Annotated in this window: 23 protein-coding genes and 1 tRNA gene; 12 read left to right on the top strand and 12 right to left on the bottom strand. The window is 56.5% G+C overall.

Annotated elements, in window-relative coordinates; all coding sequences use genetic code 11:
- Positions 1–114 precede the first annotated feature (114 nt).
- From DK510_RS10250 to DK510_RS10235, 4 genes are all read left to right on the top strand, one after another.
- A complete protein-coding gene (locus DK510_RS10250; protein WP_109311988.1) occupies positions 115–891 on the top strand; it encodes an ABC transporter ATP-binding protein in 777 nt (258 codons plus the stop codon).
- A 31-nt stretch (positions 892–922) separates the two neighbouring features.
- A complete protein-coding gene (locus DK510_RS10245) occupies positions 923–1,636 on the top strand; it encodes a transporter substrate-binding domain-containing protein (RefSeq protein ID WP_109311987.1) in 714 nt (237 codons plus the stop codon).
- Between the two features lie 71 nt (positions 1,637–1,707).
- Positions 1,708–2,595, top strand: coding sequence for an ABC transporter permease (locus tag DK510_RS10240; protein WP_109311986.1), 888 nt, complete (start codon positions 1,708–1,710; stop codon positions 2,593–2,595).
- Positions 2,592–3,398, top strand: a complete 807-nt coding sequence (locus DK510_RS10235; RefSeq protein WP_109311985.1) for an ABC transporter permease — start codon at positions 2,592–2,594, stop codon at positions 3,396–3,398. The genes DK510_RS10240 and DK510_RS10235 overlap by 4 nt, the downstream gene beginning before the upstream one ends.
- Before the next feature lie 104 nt (positions 3,399–3,502).
- Here the strand turns inward: DK510_RS10235 and DK510_RS10230 are convergent.
- Positions 3,503–3,579: transfer RNA gene (locus DK510_RS10230), tRNA-His, on the bottom strand.
- 47 nt (positions 3,580–3,626) lie between these two features.
- Positions 3,627–4,109: a GNAT family N-acetyltransferase gene (locus DK510_RS10225; RefSeq protein ID WP_109311984.1), complete on the bottom strand. Its 483-nt coding sequence runs from the start codon at positions 4,107–4,109 to the stop codon at positions 3,627–3,629.
- 77 nt (positions 4,110–4,186) lie between these two features.
- Here DK510_RS10225 and DK510_RS10220 point away from each other — a divergent pair, with 77 nt between their 5' ends.
- Positions 4,187–4,375 carry a DUF6324 family protein gene (locus DK510_RS10220; RefSeq protein ID WP_058274816.1) on the top strand — a complete coding sequence of 63 codons (189 nt, stop codon included), beginning with the start codon at positions 4,187–4,189 and terminating at the stop codon, positions 4,373–4,375.
- A 4-nt stretch (positions 4,376–4,379) separates the two neighbouring features.
- Here DK510_RS10220 and DK510_RS10215 read toward each other — a convergent pair whose 3' ends face one another.
- Complete coding sequence (locus DK510_RS10215; RefSeq protein ID WP_058274815.1) at positions 4,380–4,811, bottom strand: MmcB family DNA repair protein; 432 nt, start codon at positions 4,809–4,811, stop codon at positions 4,380–4,382.
- 116 nt (positions 4,812–4,927) lie between these two features.
- Here DK510_RS10215 and DK510_RS10210 point away from each other — a divergent pair, with 116 nt between their 5' ends.
- Positions 4,928–5,248: a helix-turn-helix transcriptional regulator gene (locus DK510_RS10210; RefSeq protein WP_109311983.1), complete on the top strand. Its 321-nt coding sequence runs from the start codon at positions 4,928–4,930 to the stop codon at positions 5,246–5,248.
- A complete protein-coding gene (locus DK510_RS10205; protein ID WP_058277311.1) occupies positions 5,245–5,670 on the top strand; it encodes an SRPBCC domain-containing protein in 426 nt (141 codons plus the stop codon). Before DK510_RS10210 ends, DK510_RS10205 begins: the two co-directional genes overlap by 4 nt.
- A 255-nt stretch (positions 5,671–5,925) precedes the next feature.
- Here DK510_RS10205 and DK510_RS10200 read toward each other — a convergent pair whose 3' ends face one another.
- Complete coding sequence (locus tag DK510_RS10200) at positions 5,926–6,222, bottom strand: hypothetical protein (RefSeq protein ID WP_109311982.1); 297 nt, start codon at positions 6,220–6,222, stop codon at positions 5,926–5,928.
- Between the two features lie 94 nt (positions 6,223–6,316).
- Here DK510_RS10200 and DK510_RS10195 point away from each other — a divergent pair, with 94 nt between their 5' ends.
- Positions 6,317–7,096: a response regulator transcription factor gene (locus DK510_RS10195; protein WP_109311981.1), complete on the top strand. Its 780-nt coding sequence runs from the start codon at positions 6,317–6,319 to the stop codon at positions 7,094–7,096.
- 154 nt (positions 7,097–7,250) lie between these two features.
- Here DK510_RS10195 and nusB read toward each other — a convergent pair whose 3' ends face one another.
- Genes nusB through ribB form a run of 3 tightly spaced genes read right to left on the bottom strand, consistent with a single transcriptional unit; the run spans position 7,251 to position 9,405 of the window.
- Positions 7,251–7,733 carry a transcription antitermination factor NusB gene (nusB, locus tag DK510_RS10190; protein ID WP_108858974.1) on the bottom strand — a complete coding sequence of 161 codons (483 nt, stop codon included), beginning with the start codon at positions 7,731–7,733 and terminating at the stop codon, positions 7,251–7,253.
- Positions 7,730–8,281, bottom strand: a complete 552-nt coding sequence (locus DK510_RS10185) for a 6,7-dimethyl-8-ribityllumazine synthase (RefSeq protein ID WP_109312181.1) — start codon at positions 8,279–8,281, stop codon at positions 7,730–7,732. Before DK510_RS10185 ends, nusB begins: the two co-directional genes overlap by 4 nt.
- A gap of 2 nt (positions 8,282–8,283) precedes the next feature.
- Positions 8,284–9,405, bottom strand: coding sequence for a 3,4-dihydroxy-2-butanone-4-phosphate synthase (ribB, locus tag DK510_RS10180; protein ID WP_109311980.1), 1,122 nt, complete (start codon positions 9,403–9,405; stop codon positions 8,284–8,286).
- A gap of 260 nt (positions 9,406–9,665) precedes the next feature.
- Here ribB and DK510_RS10175 point away from each other — a divergent pair, with 260 nt between their 5' ends.
- Positions 9,666–10,742: a phosphatase PAP2 family protein gene (locus DK510_RS10175; protein ID WP_234999023.1), complete on the top strand. Its 1,077-nt coding sequence runs from the start codon at positions 9,666–9,668 to the stop codon at positions 10,740–10,742.
- Here DK510_RS10175 and DK510_RS10170 read toward each other — a convergent pair.
- Entirely contained in the window at positions 10,735–11,337 is a 603-nt protein-coding gene (locus DK510_RS10170; protein WP_109311979.1) for a riboflavin synthase, read from the bottom strand. The genes DK510_RS10175 and DK510_RS10170 overlap by 8 nt on opposite strands.
- 141 nt (positions 11,338–11,478) lie before the next feature.
- Between DK510_RS10170 and DK510_RS10165 the strand changes: the two genes are divergently transcribed.
- From DK510_RS10165 to DK510_RS10155, 3 genes are all read left to right on the top strand, one after another.
- On the top strand, positions 11,479–12,777 hold the full coding sequence (locus tag DK510_RS10165; RefSeq protein WP_109312179.1) for a capsule biosynthesis protein: 1,299 nt from the start codon (positions 11,479–11,481) through the stop codon (positions 12,775–12,777).
- Between the two features lie 80 nt (positions 12,778–12,857).
- Positions 12,858–14,009: a polysaccharide biosynthesis/export family protein gene (locus DK510_RS10160; RefSeq protein WP_109311978.1), complete on the top strand. Its 1,152-nt coding sequence runs from the start codon at positions 12,858–12,860 to the stop codon at positions 14,007–14,009.
- Positions 14,009–16,006 carry a capsular polysaccharide biosynthesis protein gene (locus DK510_RS10155; protein ID WP_109311977.1) on the top strand — a complete coding sequence of 666 codons (1,998 nt, stop codon included), beginning with the start codon at positions 14,009–14,011 and terminating at the stop codon, positions 16,004–16,006. The genes DK510_RS10160 and DK510_RS10155 overlap by 1 nt, the downstream gene beginning before the upstream one ends.
- Here the strand turns inward: DK510_RS10155 and ribD are convergent.
- The 4 genes from ribD to DK510_RS10135 all read right to left on the bottom strand — a co-directional run bounded on the left by ribD (position 16,003) and on the right by DK510_RS10135 (position 18,525).
- Positions 16,003–17,103 (bottom strand): bifunctional diaminohydroxyphosphoribosylaminopyrimidine deaminase/5-amino-6-(5-phosphoribosylamino)uracil reductase RibD, encoded by a 1,101-nt coding sequence (ribD, locus tag DK510_RS10150; RefSeq protein ID WP_109311976.1) that lies wholly within the window; start codon positions 17,101–17,103, stop codon positions 16,003–16,005. The genes DK510_RS10155 and ribD overlap by 4 nt on opposite strands.
- Positions 17,100–17,570 (bottom strand): transcriptional regulator NrdR, encoded by a 471-nt coding sequence (gene nrdR, locus DK510_RS10145; RefSeq protein ID WP_058274803.1) that lies wholly within the window; start codon positions 17,568–17,570, stop codon positions 17,100–17,102. The genes ribD and nrdR overlap by 4 nt, the downstream gene beginning before the upstream one ends.
- Before the next feature lie 121 nt (positions 17,571–17,691).
- Positions 17,692–18,105 carry a secondary thiamine-phosphate synthase enzyme YjbQ gene (locus DK510_RS10140; RefSeq protein WP_109311975.1) on the bottom strand — a complete coding sequence of 138 codons (414 nt, stop codon included), beginning with the start codon at positions 18,103–18,105 and terminating at the stop codon, positions 17,692–17,694.
- An 18-nt stretch (positions 18,106–18,123) separates the two neighbouring features.
- Positions 18,124–18,525 (bottom strand): hypothetical protein, encoded by a 402-nt coding sequence (locus tag DK510_RS10135; protein WP_109312178.1) that lies wholly within the window; start codon positions 18,523–18,525, stop codon positions 18,124–18,126.
- Positions 18,526–18,593: the final 68 nt, after the last annotated feature.

The following is an 18,593-nucleotide window of genomic DNA, read 5'->3' as shown; positions in this document are numbered from 1 at the left end:
AGAACGTCTGGTCATTTTGACAGTTTGTGGCCCGTTCCGTGTCATTTGCGCATTGCATTGCTCTGAAATTTCAGCCCTAGTACCGCACCAACACCAATAGCAGCTGGACCACCCGTGACAGATTCCACTCCGGTCATCGAGATCAAGAACCTACACAAGAGCTTTGGCAATCTTGAGGTATTGAAAGGGGTGGATATCACCGCCAGACGCGGTGATGTCGTCTCACTTATCGGTTCGTCCGGTTCTGGCAAATCGACGCTTCTGCGCTGCTGCAACCTGTTGGAAGACAGCCAAGAGGGCGAGATTCTGTTCAAGGGCGAACCTGTCCGCTGGACTGGCAACGCACATAACCGCCGTCCGGCCGATCCCAAACAGGTCCTACGCATTCGCACAAACCTGTCGATGGTGTTTCAGCAGTTCAATCTGTGGGCCCATATGACCATCCTGCAAAACGTGATGGAGGCCCCCGTGACCGTAATGGGCCGCGACAAGGCCGAGGCTGAAGACAGCGCCCGTATGTATCTGGAAAAGGTCGGCATCGGCGACAAATGCGACGCATATCCCGCGCAACTGTCAGGTGGTCAGCAGCAACGCGCCGCGATTGCGCGCGGCCTGTGCATGGAGCCTCAGGCCCTGCTGTTCGACGAACCGACTTCGGCGCTGGACCCCGAACTGGAACAGGAAGTGATCAAAGTGATCAAGGATCTGGCCGCAGAAGGCCGCACCATGATCATCGTGACACACGATATGAAAATGGCTGCCGATATCTCAAGCCATGTGGTGTTCCTGCATCAAGGCCTCATCGAAGAAGAAGGCCTGCCGGAAGACATCTTTACGACCCCTGAATCCACGCGACTTCAGGGTTTTCTCTCCGCCACCATGGCGGCATAAATTCAGGACAGAACCAAAAAGGGGAGTAACAATGAAAAACCTGATTCTGACCACAGCAGCACTGGCGCTGAGCGCCGGTATGGCCATGGCCGATACGGTCCGCATGGGCACCGAGGGCGCCTACCCTCCGTGGAACTTCATCAATGACGCCGGCGAGATCGACGGTTTTGAGCGTGAGCTGGGTGACGAGCTGTGCAAGCGCGCAAACCTGGAATGCGAATGGGTCAAGAACGACTGGGATTCGATCATTCCCAACCTGGTGTCGGGCAACTATGACGTCATCATCGCGGGCATGTCGATCACTGACGAGCGCGACGAAGTGATTGATTTCACTCAGAACTACACGCCTCCGGATCCGTCGGCTTATGTTGCAACCTCCGACGACGTAGATGTCGCGAACGGCATTGTTGCGGCACAGACCGGCACCATTCAGGCAGGTTACATTGCTGAATCCGGCGCAACTCTGGTCGAGTTCGCCAGCCCCGAAGAAACCATCGCAGCCGTGCGCAATGGCGAAGCTGACGCCGTTCTGGCCGATAAGTCTTTCCTTGCGCCGATTGCAGATGAAGACGCGGACCTGCGCTTTGTCGCCGAAGATGTCCCGCTGGGCGGTGGTGTCGGCATCGGTGTGCGCGAGTCGGACGGTGATCTCAAAGAGAAGCTCAACACTGCCATCCAGTCCATGAAGGACGACGGCAGCCTGAACGAGTTGATCACCAAATGGGAAGTGTCCTCGACCTTCTGATCTGAATCAGGTTGTGCGCCCCAATACCGGGGCGCGCCGCCCCTGAGCCTTAGCACCTCAAGAGGCCCGCCATTTTCTCGTTTTGCACTGATCCCGATACGCTGGGCACGTTCCGCTGGTTTTCCTGCTACCTGACCAACGGCGTACACTGGTCGTTCTACCTGTCGTTCCTGAAGGTCCTGCTGTTGCTGGCCGTCACAGCGCCCGTAGCGTTGAGTTTCGGGTTCCTCGGTGCCATGGCCGCCCGCTCGCATATCCCTCCCGTCAGCTGGCTGGGCAAAGGCTATATCGCGATTGTACGGGGTGTGCCGGACATCGCCTTCTTCATGTTCTTCGTGATCGCTCTGGATCAGGCTTTTGAATGGACCCGCCATAAGATCCTTTGCCCCGATTGGCCGGACCCGATCCGCCAGGGCAACGACTTCATCGTTTGCCAGTCGGCAAAACTGCCGCTGAGCACCGCGCCGGAATTTGTGCATGAGACCTATGGTTTCTTCCTTGCAGTCATCACATTCTCGATCGTTTTCGGCGCTTTTGCGGCCAACGTGCTGTTCGGTGGCATGCGGGCGGTTCCCCATGCGCAGCTGGAAACAGCAGCCGCATATGGTCTGTCCCCCAGCCAGACATTCTGGCGCATCCTCGTGCCGCAAATGTGGGTTTACGCCCTGCCCGGTTTGTCGAACCTGTGGATGGTGCTGATCAAAGCCACCCCACTGCTATTCCTGCTAGGCATCGAAGACATCGTCTATTGGGCCCGTGAATTGGGCGGGACCAAGACCACGAAATTCACGCAATACCCCCATGGCGACTGGCGCATGTGGTATTTCCTGGCTCTGCTGATCTTCTACCTCGGCATGACCCGCGTCTCGGAAATCGGGCTTGAAAAGCTGATGCGCCGTCTGTCCCACGGACAGGCCACATCAGGCGGAGAGCTTCTGCGCAAGGAGACCACCGCATGAGCTGCATCCAGACCATCCAAGATTACGGCCTGCGTTCCCTGGGCCTTGGCGAGCGGCTACTGCCGCGCAACGATTTTACCCTGTGCGAGCAATTCACCCTGATCGGTTCAGGCATGATCTGGAATATCTATTTCGGCATCATGGCACTGGTCACCGGGTTCTTTCTGGCCACCGCCGTGGCAATGGGCAAAGCATCCACAAACAAGTGGCTGCGCAAACCGTCCGAGTGGTTCATCTTTATCTTCCGCGGCTCGCCGCTTTTCATCCAGTTCTTCTTTGCCTATTTCTTCTTCCTGTCGCTGAAGAAATCTTACCCGATGTTCGACGCCCTGACGTCGGCATGGCTCGGGGCGTTGATCGTTTTGTTCCTGAACACCGCCGCCTATACCGGTGAGATCTTCTATGGCGCTCTGCGCTCGATCCCCAAGGGTGATATCGAGGCCGCTGATGCCTATGGCATGTCGGGTTGGTCGCGGTTCCGTCGGATCATCTGGCCCACCATGCTGCGTCTGGCCTGGCCTGCCTATACGAACGAAGCAATCTTCCTGTTTCACGCCACCACGCTGGTCTTCTTCTCGGCCTTCCCCGCCTGGCAACAGCGTGGCGACGCGCTGTATTACGCCAGCTATTTCGCCGACAAGACATTCAATCCGTTCATTCCCTACCCGATTCTGGCCTTCTACTTCATCCTGCTGACACTGGTGGTTGTTGGTATTTTTGGGCTGATCAACAAACGGCTGAACCGCCACTTGCCAGCGGCTAGAAAGGCCAAGATGAGGTTCCGTCTGAACCTGGCGCGCTAAGTCAGGCAACCAAACAATTCGGCAGCCGGGCTTGTTTTTGGCCCGGTTTTTTCTTGCCGAGAATCACAGGAAAGTACTGAGAAAGCGTTATGAATAAGGGAAAATGGTACCGCCTGCTGGATTCGAACCGGCGACCTCTGGATCCACAATCCAGCGCTCTAACCAACTGAGCTAAGGCGGCACTCGTGAGGGGCGATGTACCGAACACGCGCAGGGAATGCAAGAGAATTAAAGACGAATTTCCCAGCTTTGTTCGACAAGATCACAGCCAAAGGAATGAACCTTTTTGCTGCCGGTTAATTGCCATCCGGAAGCCCTGTAAAGTGCACAAGCTGCCCGATGGCTTTCATGGGTCCATAAGGCCATATCACGATAACCAGAATCGCGGGCGAACCCCGTGCATGTGTTGAGCATGCGTTTACCCAAGCCCTGTCCCCGGGCCTCTGGCATCAACAGAAACAACCTCAATTTTGCGGTGTGGTCGTTCAGCGCGACACAAAAGATACTGCCAAGGCGCACGCCATCCCGCTCCGCGATCCAGCCCTTCTCACGTGTTGGATCGTGTGATGCCATGAAATCCGCCAGAATCCTTTCAACTAGTGGCGCGAATGTGTCATCAAACCCCTCGTTCCGCTGATAGAGGCGGCCGTGCTGTTCTACCAACCAGGGCGCATCATCTGGCCGGAATGGTCTGATCAGAATATCATTCATACCTTACCTGACCTCAAAGGCGGCTTGATTCTCAACCCTTTGCGCGCTAGCAGGAACGCTCAGTCCCGGAGGCGCAAATGGGCATCAACACCGAACGTGACATTCAGGCAAACCTTCAGATCGGCCCGACCGACCACGGCATGGTGCGCCTGTTCATCGAGGCCGACGGCGTCGAAATTCCGATGGATTTCGAACCTGAAGAAGCGGAAGAAATCGCGGACGAAATTCTCGCCGCTGTGCAAGCTGCCCGGATCGTAAAGGACTGACAGTTCAAATTCTTGGATCACGCAATGCCTGCAATCTGCGGGCTGTATCTGTTGCAAACTTCTGAATCATCTTCTTGCGCCGCGCAGGTGCCAGCTTATCTTCCGGTGCCATTCGGATAATTTCGGCGTCATAAGCATCTGCGATGATCAGCCCGGTCTCCTCGGGCAACAGATCGGTTGGGAAGTCGGTATCGACGGCCCAGAAAAAGCGATCACACCAATCCAGATACCCCTGCCACTTGGAATCCGTCAGATAATCTGCGCGGCTGGATTTGCACTCGATGACCCACAGTTCCCCCTTGGGGCCCAATCCCATGACGTCGACGCGCAGACCGCGGGTGGGGACAAATTCCTCAACAGATACAAAGCCATGCGCCAACAAGTGGCGCGAAACCCCACGGGCCAGTTTTTGTCCGGGCTGTAAATCCAGTGTCATTCCTGAAATGTGAACAATTCGTGAACAAAAATCAAGCGCCAGAAAGACTCTTGACATGATACCATTTGGTATTCCATAAATTGCAATACCAAATGGTATCACTACTGAGGTGACCAATGCAGACGCAAATTCAAAACGCATTCCGCGCCCTTGCGGACCCGACCCGACGGGAAATCGTCCAAATCCTTGCCTCTGGCGACATGACGATCGCTCAGCTGACCGATCAGTTCGATATGACCCGTGCAGCGGTCAAAAAGCACCTGACCGTTCTTTCCGATGGCGGCCTTATCACCGTCGAGGCGCGTGGACGCGAGCGCATTAACCGACTGGAGCCGAATGGATTGGCCCCCATCCTCGACTGGTTCAGCTATTTTGACCAATTCTGGGATGATCGCCTGAATAATCTGAAGGAAGCTATTGAAAGGAATAAAAAATGACGAATGCAGTTCTGCAAAAGCAAATTTTCCTGAGGGCCACGCCGGAAACCGTATGGGCCTATTTGACCGAACCTGCCCGCTTGGCAGAGTGGTTTCACAAACCAGAGCGTCCGTTGGCCGCCGGTCAGAAGCTTGAGATGTTCGGTACATCCAGTGGCGATCTTCTGATCTGGGGTGAGGTACGCGCTGCCCGTCCGCCCGAATATCTCGAATATACATTTACCATCAAACCCATGGGAGACGCTGTTAGTGTCGTAAAATGGACGCTGGACCCGGTACCGGGCGGAACCCGGCTAGGCTTGGTTCACGAAGGGCTGCCGCAAGGCGCAGAGGCATTTGGCCTGATCCTTGCACTCGATGACGGTTGGGACGAACATTTGGGCAAGATGCGCAATGCCCTGCACGAAACTGTTGACGCCTGACCCCTTGTGCAAACCCGCCGCAACCCCTACTTAGGCCCGTGGCGGGTTCTGCCCTTCTTGTGATTGGTAGCATTCTGGTGGCCTTAAGCAATTCCGAGGGGGCTGGCTCTGTTCAGGTCCTGGCCTGATTACCTGGCGCCCACCTGTACATACAGGTCCTCGGGAATCACACCGCACGGTTGACTGGCGGTCCCGCCACATAAACTTAGCCCTCGCCCGGTCTGGGAGAGTCTTGATTTTCCGAAATAGGTTGGCTCAGCCCTTGTCCACCGCAACGAGGGCGGGTTCGAACTTGGCCGCAACGGGTGTACCGCGCCTAGGGCCCTGCGGCTTTTCCGCCATGCTCATGATCGCGTAGGCGAACTGAACACCGGCGAACACGATGCCATTCATAAACCAGATCATTGCCAGAGCGATTAACCCGATCTCGGATCCGAAAATTAGGCCGCGCAAGTTGGCCACGTTCAGCGCCAGCAGCACCCCGACAAACAGGGCCGAGATGACAAATCCCCATGCAACTTGCGTGATGTAAAGGCGGATCAGTTTGGGCACGACAAAGCTCCTTGTCTGATACCGTGATGATAGCGCATGGTCGTGCTGAGTAAACTGCAGCCTCAACGGGTGCGACACTATATTCGGAGTCTCTATGAATGCCCTCAGCCTGTTCACGCATGATCTTCTCGAAGAGCTGTCATTGCGCCATGATGATCAGGAACGTTGGGAGTTCACGTTAGACCGTCTGAATGAGATCGGGTTTAACGCCCTGAACATGCTTTGTTTTACACCCGAGACTGGCGCAATTCATTGGGTTCGAAGTTCAATGTCCAAAGGTTGGCTGAACCGCTATGACAGCCAAGGTTACGCCGAAGCAGATCCGATGCTGGCGCAGGTTCAAAATGGCAAAGAAAGCCTCTACGTGCAGGCCGCAAGCCTCCGGCCCGCGGACGGCCATTCCATCAAGGCGCTGGGTCTGAATCACGATCTGGAAAAGGCCGGATATATCCACCTTTACTCTCTGGTTGTTCCCTGCCCCGACAACGAGGCCAAGCTGGTGGTTCTGTCATCGGACCGACCGGACGCCCAGGTTCAGATGACTGAACGGCAGCGCGAAATGCGTGTCCTGGCAACCGTGCTGGCCACCAATCTGGGATCTGATATCCCCAGCAATCACGGTCGTGTGTACGACATCGCCAGCATTGCTCCAACCACTCCGGACCTGACACCGCGAGAGCTGCAGGTCCTGAACCTTTTGGCTCTTGGGCACCGAAACGATAGAATCGCCGAACTATTGAACCTCTCGGAAGTTACGGTACGAACCCATTTGAAGAATGCGCGCGAAAAATTGAGAGCCCCGACCCGAGAATCCGCACTGGTCCGAGCGATGCAACTTGGCCTGATCAATCCGCCGGGCTATCGGAATCGATAGGTGGCACGCCGGCTACGTTCCGATAAAATGTTGGTGTCTTTGGAAAAAACTGTGAGTGGTGGAGGCCGAAGACTTGTTTGAACAAGTGTATTTTTAGATTTCAGGCGCAGCGCTTTGTGTGGCTGCGCCTTATTCATCTGGACTAAGGCTTAACTCAAAACGCCTCGGGCTGAGCCTCGCGCGCCATGTGATCCAGAACGGCGTTGACGAATTTCGGTTCTTTGCCGTCCGGGAAGAACGCGCGCGCCACGTCAACGAATTCGGTAATGACGACCTTTGGTGGCGTATCGCCTTGGGTCAGTTCGGCCCCGGCTGCACGGAAGGTGGCACGAAGGGTCGGGTCAATGCGCGCGATGGGCCATTTGGCGACCAAAGCGCGGTCGGTCATCTGGTCAATCGGTGCCTGATAATTCACCGCGTCTTCAACCAACTTGCGGAACACGCGGATATCGCCGTCCAGCATTTCCTCGCCCTCATAGACAGCGCCAAACCGATGATCCAAAAACTCGTTCACGACTGCTTCCGTCGTTTGGCCCGATTGCTCCATCTGGAACAGCGCCTGCACGGCATAAAGCCGGGCGGCGGATTTCATCAGGCGTTTCTGGTTGGCCGGTTTCGGCGCGTCTGTCTGGGTCATGCTGTTGTGGGTCCGTTGTTGTCGCCCGCCACAAGGATGGACTCGGACGGCGGCTTGAACCCGACGCCCTTTTTGGAAGAGCCCCACTTACGGCTGAGTGCAATCAGATGCAAGGCCGCAGCGGCCGCACCACCGCCTTTATTCATCTTTTTGGTATTTGCACGCACCTCAGCCTGATCGTCATTTTCGACCGTCAGGATGCCGTTGCCAATGAGAAGACCCTGAAGGCCCATCAACTGGATTGCCCGGCTCGAGTCATTGCACACCGTTTCATAATGCGTGGTTTCGCCGCGAATGACACAGCCCAGCGCAACGTAACCATCATAGTTGCACTGGCGATCCGCCATGGCGATGGCGGTCGGAATTTCCAACGCGCCCGGAACCTCAACAACTTCGCATGTGCCGCCAGCGGCTTCGATCTCGGCCCTGGCACCAGCAACCAGATTGTCGGCAATGGCGCGATAGAACGGGGCCACCACGATCAAAAGTTTCACAGGCTTGTCGAATGTCGGCGTTGGCAGTACGCCGTGTTTGTCTTGTTCAGCCACGATCAATCATCCTTGAGAATGGAACGGGTTCCGACAATGGAGATTCCAAACGCGTCGAGCCCCAGATATTTCGTTTCCGGTGTATCGGTCAGCAGCACCAGTTCCTGGATGCCTAGTTTGGACAAGATCTGCGCCCCAAGACCGGTTTGCTTGATGGTGCGCGGGCCTTCGTCATCGGTTGCGTAAAGCGCATTGCGCGGTTCACGAAACAGGCAAACCACGCCACGTCCTTCGGCGGCGATCTTTTCCATAGCACGCGGCAGTTCCTGCGGCGATTTTGGACCCAGGCCCAGAACATCAGGCGCTTCATGCAGTGCATGGGTTCGGGTCAAAACCGGCTCGGGCGTGGCGATGTCACCCTTGATCATGACGACATGTTCGATGCCATGTGTCTGATCCGTGAACAGGCGCATTTCCCATTCGCCGCCATATTCTGACGTCACAGCCCTGCGCGAGGTTTCGACGACCAGATTGTCGTTGCGCGAGCGATATGTGATCAGGTCGCTGATCGTGCCGATCTTCATGTCATGTTCTTTGGCGAACGCGACCAGATCAGGCAGGCGCGCCATAGTGCCGTCAGGCTTCATGATCTCGCAAATCACCCCTGAGGGGTTCAACCCGGCAAGCCGAGAGATATCGACCGCCGCCTCTGTATGACCGGCACGCACCAGCACCCCGCCCCGCTTGGCGCGCAGCGGAAAGATATGACCCGGTGTCGCGATTTGCGCCATCGTATTTTGCTCGTTGATCGCCGTTTCAACGGTCAGCGCGCGATCTGCTGCCGAGATGCCGGTTGATACGCCTTCGCGCGCCTCGATGGACACGGTGAATGCAGTCTCGTGACGGGATGAGTTGTTCACGGCCATCATCGGCAGGCCAAGGGCGTCGACGCGCTCTGCCGTCATCGGCAGGCAGATCAACCCGCGCCCATGGGTGGCCATAAAGTTGATCGCCTCAGAATCCGCAAACTCGGCCGCGATGACAAGATCACCCTCGTTCTCGCGATCTTCATGATCGACCAGGATATACATCCGGCCCTTGCGTGCCTCTTCGATGATATCTTCGATCGGGCTGATCGCGTCGCGCAGCTGGGCCTCGACGGGACCGGGGGTTTCAAAGCTCATGGGGCTGCCTTTCGCAAGAGCGTTTCTGACCGGCTGGATAGACCAACCGAAAGCCAAATGCCAGAGCACAATCGGCCGCGGAATTCTGCCAGACTGCCCGCTCACCTTATACAAAACCGGTATTTTTTGCCCTGATACAACCCTTAAGGGTTAGGCTATTGCCCAAAACAACCGAGCAGGCTAGTAAGTCCTAATAACGCCCACTCAGAATTCTAAAATTAATTATCTCGAAACAATTTCAATCAAACTGATTTCTCTAGATGTACCAGATAAATTACGGGATCATTTACAACGGTTTAACAGCTGCTGAACGTACGTTGGCGTCAGCGCTTTGGCGAAACAGATTGTTTTTGTTCATCGTTGGCCTCCACATGCTTACCGGCGCGGTGATCTGTTCGATATTTCACATTCCGTTTTGGTCGCCGCTGATTGAAAATCTCATCACAATTCTGAATAAGATCCTCAACTTCACCATTGTTTGCGCGACAGGTTTTATGGTGTGGCGATTTATCTACGCCATGTTTCGCGTAAGGCCGAAAAAGCCGATCCATTGGATGGTATCCGACATCAGAACATACTTATCTCGCTACGTCAGATTGGTAGATGGTACGATATGCTTTGTCGCTCTCGCTGCTCTGGCGAACACGTTTACACTTCTAAAAAACCTGGTCTCGAATTTTGTTCCATTTTCCTGGGATCCGACCTTTGCTGAACTGGACCGGATCCTGCATGGAGGTGTCGATGTGTGGACCCTTCTTTGGCCCGTGTTCGGATACCCCTTTATCACTACGATGATAAACGTAGCCTACCATTTTTGGTTCGTATTAATTTACGCCATGGCCTTTGTTGCGGCTTATGACCGACGCGATCCGGAACGTGGCATGACCTATCTTGTGGCTTTCGCTCTGACTTTCATCATTGGCGGGAATGTTCTGGCCACTCTGTTTTCTTCAGTTGGCCCAGTTTATTTCGAAGAGTTCGGATTTGGGGACACGTTTACAGAACAGTTGCTCAAGCTTGAAATGCTAAACGAGATCAGCCCCGTCTGGGCCCTTAGCGTACACGATCTTCTTTTGACCAACTACAACACCGAAGGCATGATCCGCGGTATTTCCGCCATGCCCAGCATGCACGTCGCAAGCAGCGTTCTCATGGCACTCTTCGCATTCCGCTACTCGCGCTGGCTTGGTTGGGCGTTCACCGTCTTTGCAGTGGTAATCCAAATCGGTTCTGTACATCTGGCATGGCATTACGCAGTTGACGGTTACCTTGGCGCGCTGGTCGCCCTGGTCTGCTGGTATGTCGCCCAATTCCTGAGCAAAAAAAGTTCTATTTGAGGTTGGTCGGGCTCCAATCAGCAAGCCTAGCTACATAACGCGCCAGCGTGTCAATCTCGAGGTTCACCTGATCACCGACCGAGACATCGCCCCAAGTTGTCACCTCTTTGGTGTGGGGGATGAAATTGATCCCGAAATCGCAACCGTCCACGTCATTGACCGTTAGCGAGGTTCCGTTCAGCGCAACTGATCCCTTGGGCGCGACAAAGCGGGCCAATTCCTTGGGCGCGCGCAACGTTACACGGGTGCTGTCGCCTTCGTCCTGCAGGGCAACAACCTCGGCCACGCCGTCGATATGGCCGGAAACGATGTGCCCCCCCAGTTCGTCCCCAACCTTGAGGGCGCGTTCAAGATTCACGCGTTTGCCAACTTGCCATGTGTTAAGATTGGTTTTTGACACTGTCTCCGCGCTGATCTGCACATCGTACCAATCATCCCCAAGGGCAATCACAGTCAGACAAACGCCGTCACTGGCGATGGATGCGCCAATATCAATACCCGCAGTGTCATAGCCGGTTTTGATCCGAGCACGCAGATCCCCTTGCTGGTCCAACTCGGTAACAATTCCGATATCGGTGACGATCCCTGTGAACATTGCTTTCACCCTTAGCTTATAATCTGTGCGTATGTGTAACCGCCGAGGTAAGCCCAAGAAACGCTGCGGGCAAGCCCTGCCTTGCCCGGATTGATGTATACAGGCATAATTTTGGTACCAAACGATAAAGAGCAGTCCCGGATGCATCCACTCGCCTCGCGCTCGCATCGCCGTGTATTCCTGTTTTTGCAGGGACCGCATGGCCCTTTCTTTAGCGCACTGGCACGCGCTTTGCGCGCCGCCGGGGCTGATGTTTTGCGCGTGGGGTTTAACGCGGGCGATGAAGCGTTCTGGTTTGATCGCAGCACCTACATCCCGTTCTTGGACGATTCCGAGCAATGGCCCGAAACCCTTAGGGAACTGATCCGGTCACGGTCGGTCACAGATATCGTTCTATACGGCGACACCCGCCCAGTTCATGCCAAAGCTGCGGATGTTGCGCGCGAAATGGGCGTGACTGTCCATGTCTTCGAAGAGGGATATCTGCGCCCGTGGTGGGTCACTTACGAACGGAACGGATCAAATGGACACTCACGGTTGATGTCTTTGGACGTCGCCCAGATGCAAGATGCGCTTGACCAGTCCGAGGCACCAGTTCCACCGCCACCGTCCCATTGGGGCGATATGCGACAACACATATTCTACGGTGCGCTTTATCACTGGTTTGTCCTGTTTCTGAACAAGCGGTACTCCAACTTCAAGACGCACCGGGAATTGCCGGTATCAACAGAGTTTCGCCTGTACTTCAAACGGCTTGCGCTGATGCCTTTCCACAGAATTAGGCGTCGCTGGGCCACCATGCGCGTTCGGCAAAACGGTGCACCCTATCACCTGGCCCTGTTGCAACTGGGTCATGACAGTTCGGTGCAGGCCCATTCAGATTATACCTGCATGTCGGACTTTTTGGAACATGTCATATCAGGTTTTGCCAAAGGCGCCCCGGCCCATCACCTTCTGGTTCTGAAGGAACATCCGCTGGAAAACCATCGCGAGCCACTGCGCCGCAGGGCGCGTGAAATAGCTCGCGCGCATCAAGTGGAGGATCGCGTGCACTACGTTCCCGGCGGCAAACTGGCTAGATTGCTGGATGACGCGAACACAGCAGTGACGATCAACTCTACAGCCGGTCAACAAGTTCTGTGGCGCGGAATCCCGTTGCGCAGTTTTGGAAAGTCCGTCTACGACAAATCCGAGTTTGTTTCACAGCAACCCATTGCCCAGTTCTTTGCCGACCCAGACGTACCGAATCACGAAGCCTATCGGACTTACCGGCAATTTCTTTTGAAAACCAGCCAGTTACCCGGCGGCTTTTATTCACTGCGAGGGCGACGGCAACTGCTGCGCCGCGCGACTGACATGCTGTTGCAGGCGCATGATCCCTATCAGTCCGTTTTGTCTGACAACGAGGCGTGGACGCCACAGTTGAATCTCGTCGAATAAGCCGGGTTGGTTGGTGCTGGATGTTGAACCCCGAACAAGCTAAGTTGACGCAAACAAAAGACGACTGAGGATAATCGGCAGTGCAGTGCTTTCCAATTCGCTGGGTGCGAGGGGCCGCCCTTGTGGCTGTATGTGGCGTGCTGGCCGCGTGCCAGCTCCCTAAATCTGGCCCCAACAAGTCCGAGATTTTGGCGGGTTCAGTTGAAAATGGTGGCAATGCCTTTGTCGTCGAGGTGGATGACAGGGTCGCACGAGCGACATCCAAAATCCCCCAATTCGGTTTCTCGTCTTCCTTCACCAGCGCGCAGAGCCTGACAGCGGATACCGTTCGTCCTGGAGACGTGTTGGGATTGACGATCTGGGAAAACGTCGATGATGGCTTGCTGTCGGGTGAAGTCGGATCCTCGACCACGCTGAGTGAAGTTCAGGTGGACGCCGACGGATTCATCTTCGTGCCATATGCCGGACGTGTGCGTGCGTCTGGAAACACACCCGAGCAGCTGCGTCGGGTGATCACTGTAAAACTACAGGATCAAACGCCAGACCCTCAGGTCGAGGTCCGCCGGTCCGCCGGGGATGGCGCGACTGTCGCGGTAACTGGCAGCGTCGCTGTGCCGGGAATCTATCCAATCGAACTCCCGACCCGCACGTTGACCGGCATGCTGTCAGAAGCCGGAGGTGTATCAACTGGTGCAGGTGCATCAGGTGGTACTGACATTTCGCTCGTGACATTGATCCGCGGAAACCAAAAAGGGACCATCTGGTACGATGACCTATTCAGCAATTCCAAGCTGGATGTGGCCCTTCGCGGCGGCGACCGCATTCTGGTCGAAGCGGACAGCCGGTCGTACATTGCCCTTGGTGCAACTGGCGGCCAGTCGCGCGTGGCGTTTGACACGCAGGACCTTTCGGCGCTTGAGGCTTTGGCGCAAGTCGGCGGCCTGCTGTCGCTGTCTTCGGATCCAACGGGGATATTTATACTGCGTGACGAACGTCAGGACATCGCACGCTCAGTGATGGGCCGTCCGGACCTGCAGGGCGATCAGCGTATGATTTACCTGCTGAACCTGACGGCACCAAACGGTCTGTTCATTGCACGGGATTTCGTCATTCGCGATGATGACACTATTTACGTGACCGAAGCACCATATGCACAGTGGACCAAGTCTATTTCCTTGATCTCCGGTGGCCTTACACCCCTGGCCAATGTCGCCACGCTGACAGGCAACTGATGTCGCCTGAAACAACAGCCGGGTCTGAACGTACCCGGCTGCTTGTCTACAATGGTGGTTTCCTGACATCCCGCCGAATTCGCCGAATATTGTCCCTGTCCCGTTACGACATCCGGATTGGCCTGCTCAAAAACGGTGATGCCGTCGGAGTTTGGGGCAACAGCCCGACGGCCCATCGCGGCCTTGCTGTTGCAGCTCGGCATAATGCCCCAGTGCTGCGCGTTGAAGACGCCTTTCTTCGGTCTTTGCATCCAGGCCGCAGCGGAGAGCCGCCTCTTGGCCTGTTGCTTGATCGGTCCGGACTGCATTTCGACGCGGCCCAGACGTCCGATCTGGAAACATTATTGGCCACTCATCCGTTGGATGACACCGCCCTGCTAAACCGCGCACGAGGCGGGATCGAACGGATGCGCGAGCTGCATCTTAGCAAATACTCGGCCTTTGATCTGACCGCTCCGCCCCCTAACCCCGGCTATGTACTGGTGGTCGATCAGGTTCGCGACGACGCGGCTGTGACGGCCAGCGCCGGGGATGAGGCCCGGTTTCGCGAAATGCTGGTGATGGCGCAAGAAGAGAATCCCGGCGCCAAAGTTCTGATCAAGACACATCCCGACACCATCGCCGGGCATCGTTCAGGTTATTTCTCCACCGCTGACCAAACCGATCGCGTCTCGGTCATCAGCACACCGGTCAGTCCGTGGGCTTTGTTGGAAGGTGCGGTTGGTGTTTACACCCTTTCCTCACAGATGGGGTTCGAGGCAATTTTGGCCGGGCATAAACCGCGTGTTTTCGGCCAGCCCTTTTATGCAGGCTGGGGACTAACGCAGGATGAAGCACACCTGCCACGCCGCCAACGCAACCTGACGCGCGCGCAATTGTTCGCTGCAGCGATGATCCTCTATCCGACCTGGTACGATCCATACCGGGACCAGCTGTGCGAGTTGGAAACCGTTCTGGACACGCTTGAGGCGAGAACCCGCGCCTGGCGGCAGGATCACAAGGGCTGGACGGCCTCGGGTATGCGCCTGTGGAAACGCAAACACCTGCAACGGATGTTTGGGCGCGAGAAAACGGTCCTCTTCACTGACGATCGACCAGCGCAATCAGATCGCCCTCACATGGTCTGGGCAAGTAAAGCCAAGGGCACAGAAAGTGCCGTCCGGGTCGAAGATGGTTTTCTGCGCTCGCGCGGGCTGGGCGCAGATCTTGTGCCGCCCCTGTCATTGGCAACGGACAATCAGGGGATTTACTACGACCCGACGCATCCCAGCCAACTGGAAGGGTTTATTGCCGCCCGGGAAACTCTGCGGCCAGATCAGGAATTGCGTGCCGAAAGGCTGATCGCTCAAATCGTGTCCGCCCAAATCACCAAGTACAACACTGGGGTCGGCGGACCGGAATTGCCTGAGGGGCATCGCATACTCGTCCCCGGTCAGGTCGAAGACGATGCTTCGATCCAGTTGGGCACCAGCACTGTTCGCAAAAATGCCGATCTGTTGCGCGCCGTGCGCGAGGCAAACCCAAACGCCATTCTGGTCTACAAACCGCACCCCGATGTCGAAGCGGGCTTGCGCGATGGGGCAATCGAGGCCGCAGACCTCGCCGATGTCATCGCCACCCATTGCGACCCGGCAGCTCTGCTGTCGCAGGTCCAAGAAGTCTGGACCATGACCTCATTGCTGGGGTTTGAAGCTTTGATGCGCGGTGTCAATGTGACCACCCTGGGCGCGCCTTTTTATGCGGGTTGGGGGCTGACAAACGATTTGGGAACCGTCCCAGTCCGCAGGGGCGCTCGACCACCGGTTTTAGGTTTGGTCCACGCGGCGCTGATCGACTATCCTCGGTACTTGGACCCTGTGACAGGTGAGCCCTGTCCCGTAGAAGTTGCGGTTGAACGGCTGTCACAAGGTGCGGCGCCCGCAGGCGGTCCACTGCTTCGAGTTCTATCAAAACTACAAGGCGCATTCGCGACCCATGCACATATCTGGCGTCGTTAACGCAGCGCCCGCGCCCAACGGTGCATGATGTCCGGCCCGATGACCTGGGCCTCGATCAGCTCAAAACGCGGTGCATTGTCCAACTTGGCCAACCCCAGCGTGCCGATGGCTGATAACCCTTCGGCACCGATCGCAAGCCCGGCGGTGAACCCGACCAATTCATCGACCAAATCCGCAGCAAGCAGCGACGCCGCCAATGCCGCCCCGCCTTCGCAGAACACGCGGGTCAGACCTGCTTTACCCAACTGCTGCAACAAGTCCGCTGCATCGATCTGGTGATCGTCCAGCGCGCAAGGCAGAAGTTGCGCCCCAAGCCCGTCCCACGCGCAGGCACGCTCGGCATCCGGGGATGGGCCGTGACATAGCCATACGGGTATCTCAGCGGCCGTGCGCGCCAGCTGCCCCAACAAGGGAATGTCCAAATGGCGCGAGACCACAATTCGCACAGGCTGAGCGTCGACCCCTATATCCCGAACGGTCAAGGATGGGTCATCGGCGCGCGCGGTACCTGCCCCGACCATCACCGCATCATGACGTGCTCGCATCGCATGCACCGCACGCCGCGCTTTTGGGCCAGTGATCCATTGGCTATGCCCCGTGGCGGTGGCGATGCGCCCATCAAAACTGCTGGCCAGTTTCAGGGTTACGAAAGGACGCCCCTGTTCGGTTTTCAGGAAGAAACCCGCAAGATCCTGGGCTGCCTGTTCGGCCAGAACGCCGGTGGTAACTTCGATCCCCGCCTCGCGCAGCATGGCAAAGCCTTGTCCTGCAACACGAGGATCGCTGTCTTCGATGGCCGCGACAACACGGGCCACACCGGCAGCGATCAGGGCCTCGGCGCAAGGGGGTGTTTTGCCGTGATGGGCGCAGGGTTCAAGCGTCACATAGGCCGTGGCACCCCGTGCCGCGTCTCCGGCTTGTGCCAGCGCTTGGGGTTCGGCGTGTGGGCGGCCACCCGGCTGGGTCCAGCCGCGTCCCACAATGCGCTCATCACGCACGATCACGCAACCGACGGCTGGGTTTGGCCAGCACGTCCCTTGACCGCGCCGCCCCAAAGACAGGGCAAGCGCCATGTATCGCTTATCTGTTTCGCTCACTCGTCCGTCGAAGGCTGCGGCGGGCGCAGTTCGTGGACAAACTCCTCGAAGTCATCGGCCGCCTGGAAATTCTTGTATACGCTCGCAAAGCGAACATAGGCGACGGTGTCGATCCGCGCCAGAGCTTCCATAACGATCTCGCCAATTTTGCTGGACGGGATATCGGTCTCGCCCATGCTTTCCAGGCGACGCACGATACCAGAAATCATCTGGTCAATACGTTCCGGATCAATCGGGCGTTTCTGCATCGAAATGCGGATCGAACGCTCCAACTTGTCCCGATCGAAATCTTCGCGTTTGCCGTTGGTTTTGATGACCACCAGATCACGCAACTGGACGCGTTCGTAGGTCGTAAACCGCCCCCCACACGCGGGACAGAACCGACGCCGACGAATGGCCGCATGGTCCTCTGCCGGGCGTGAATCTTTGACTTGAGTATCGATATTTCCGCAAAACGGGCAGCGCATCCACCGTCTCCTCGTCCCTGGTTCCGCCTCTTTTTGTAAGCACTATGACTTACTTATCCACAACTATAGGGTAGCCGCTAGGATTTGGGTAGTCGGAAATTTCCACCGCAACATAAAGGGGTCAGGCGAAATGCGCCGCGACCTTTCGCACATGCGCTGCGGTGCGGTGTTCAAACAGGTAAATACCCTGCCATGTTCCCAGCACCGGTTGCCCCGCGGACACGGGAACAGAAAGCGATACAGGTAAAAGTGCCGCCTTGATATGGGCGGGCATGTCGTCGGGGCCTTCGTACGTATGGCGCAGATAGGCCATAACCGGGTTATCAGACGGCGGCACCAAACGTTCAAAAAAGGCGTGCAGATCTGTTTGCACCTCAGGATCAGCATTTTCCTGAATGGTCAGCGAACAGGACGTATGTCGTACGAAAAGCGTAAGTAATCCATCGCCTGAGACCGAGTTAAGCCAGTTGCGCACGTCCCGGGTGAATTCGTACAACCCTGGTCCGTTCGTCGAAATAATAAACTCGGTCTGCATATGGCGATCAGTCCTCGATCAGTCGCGGAACGGGCGGATGTTGCAACGTCCGTTTGCCCCCTGAACCGACATGCTTTCGCCAGCCTTGAAACCGACTGAGATCGAACTGCTTTGCTGGGCAACGTTTGTAGGTTGCTGCAGCGAGAATTGAACGGCCGTGCGGCGACCCGTTGCTTCGCTGGGACCATAGCCGCGCACCACATAAATACGTTGCTGCCAACCTGCACCCAAAGTCCGGCGCGCAAAGTCTGCAGCCGCGCACCAATACCCGTCCACGTCCTGACGGGCCCGCGGGATCACTTCGAACATATTGTTGTTGACGGCAACCGTCTGAAATCCGTTTCGCGCAGCCGAGGCCGACGATAGGGGCACAGACAGCAAGATCGCGGCAGAAACCGCCAATGTCATAACCTGTTTCATAATCATACTCTCATTCATTTCGAGGTAATTTCTCAAATAGTATACATTCTTACCGGGCAAAGCTGGTT

Origin of the sequence: Ruegeria sp. AU67 (assembly GCF_900312795.1) — a bacterium.
Taxonomy (GTDB): domain Bacteria; phylum Pseudomonadota; class Alphaproteobacteria; order Rhodobacterales; family Rhodobacteraceae; genus Ruegeria; species Ruegeria atlantica.
Note: the sequence above shows the minus strand (reverse complement) of the source record. Positions and strands in the feature narration are given on the sequence as shown.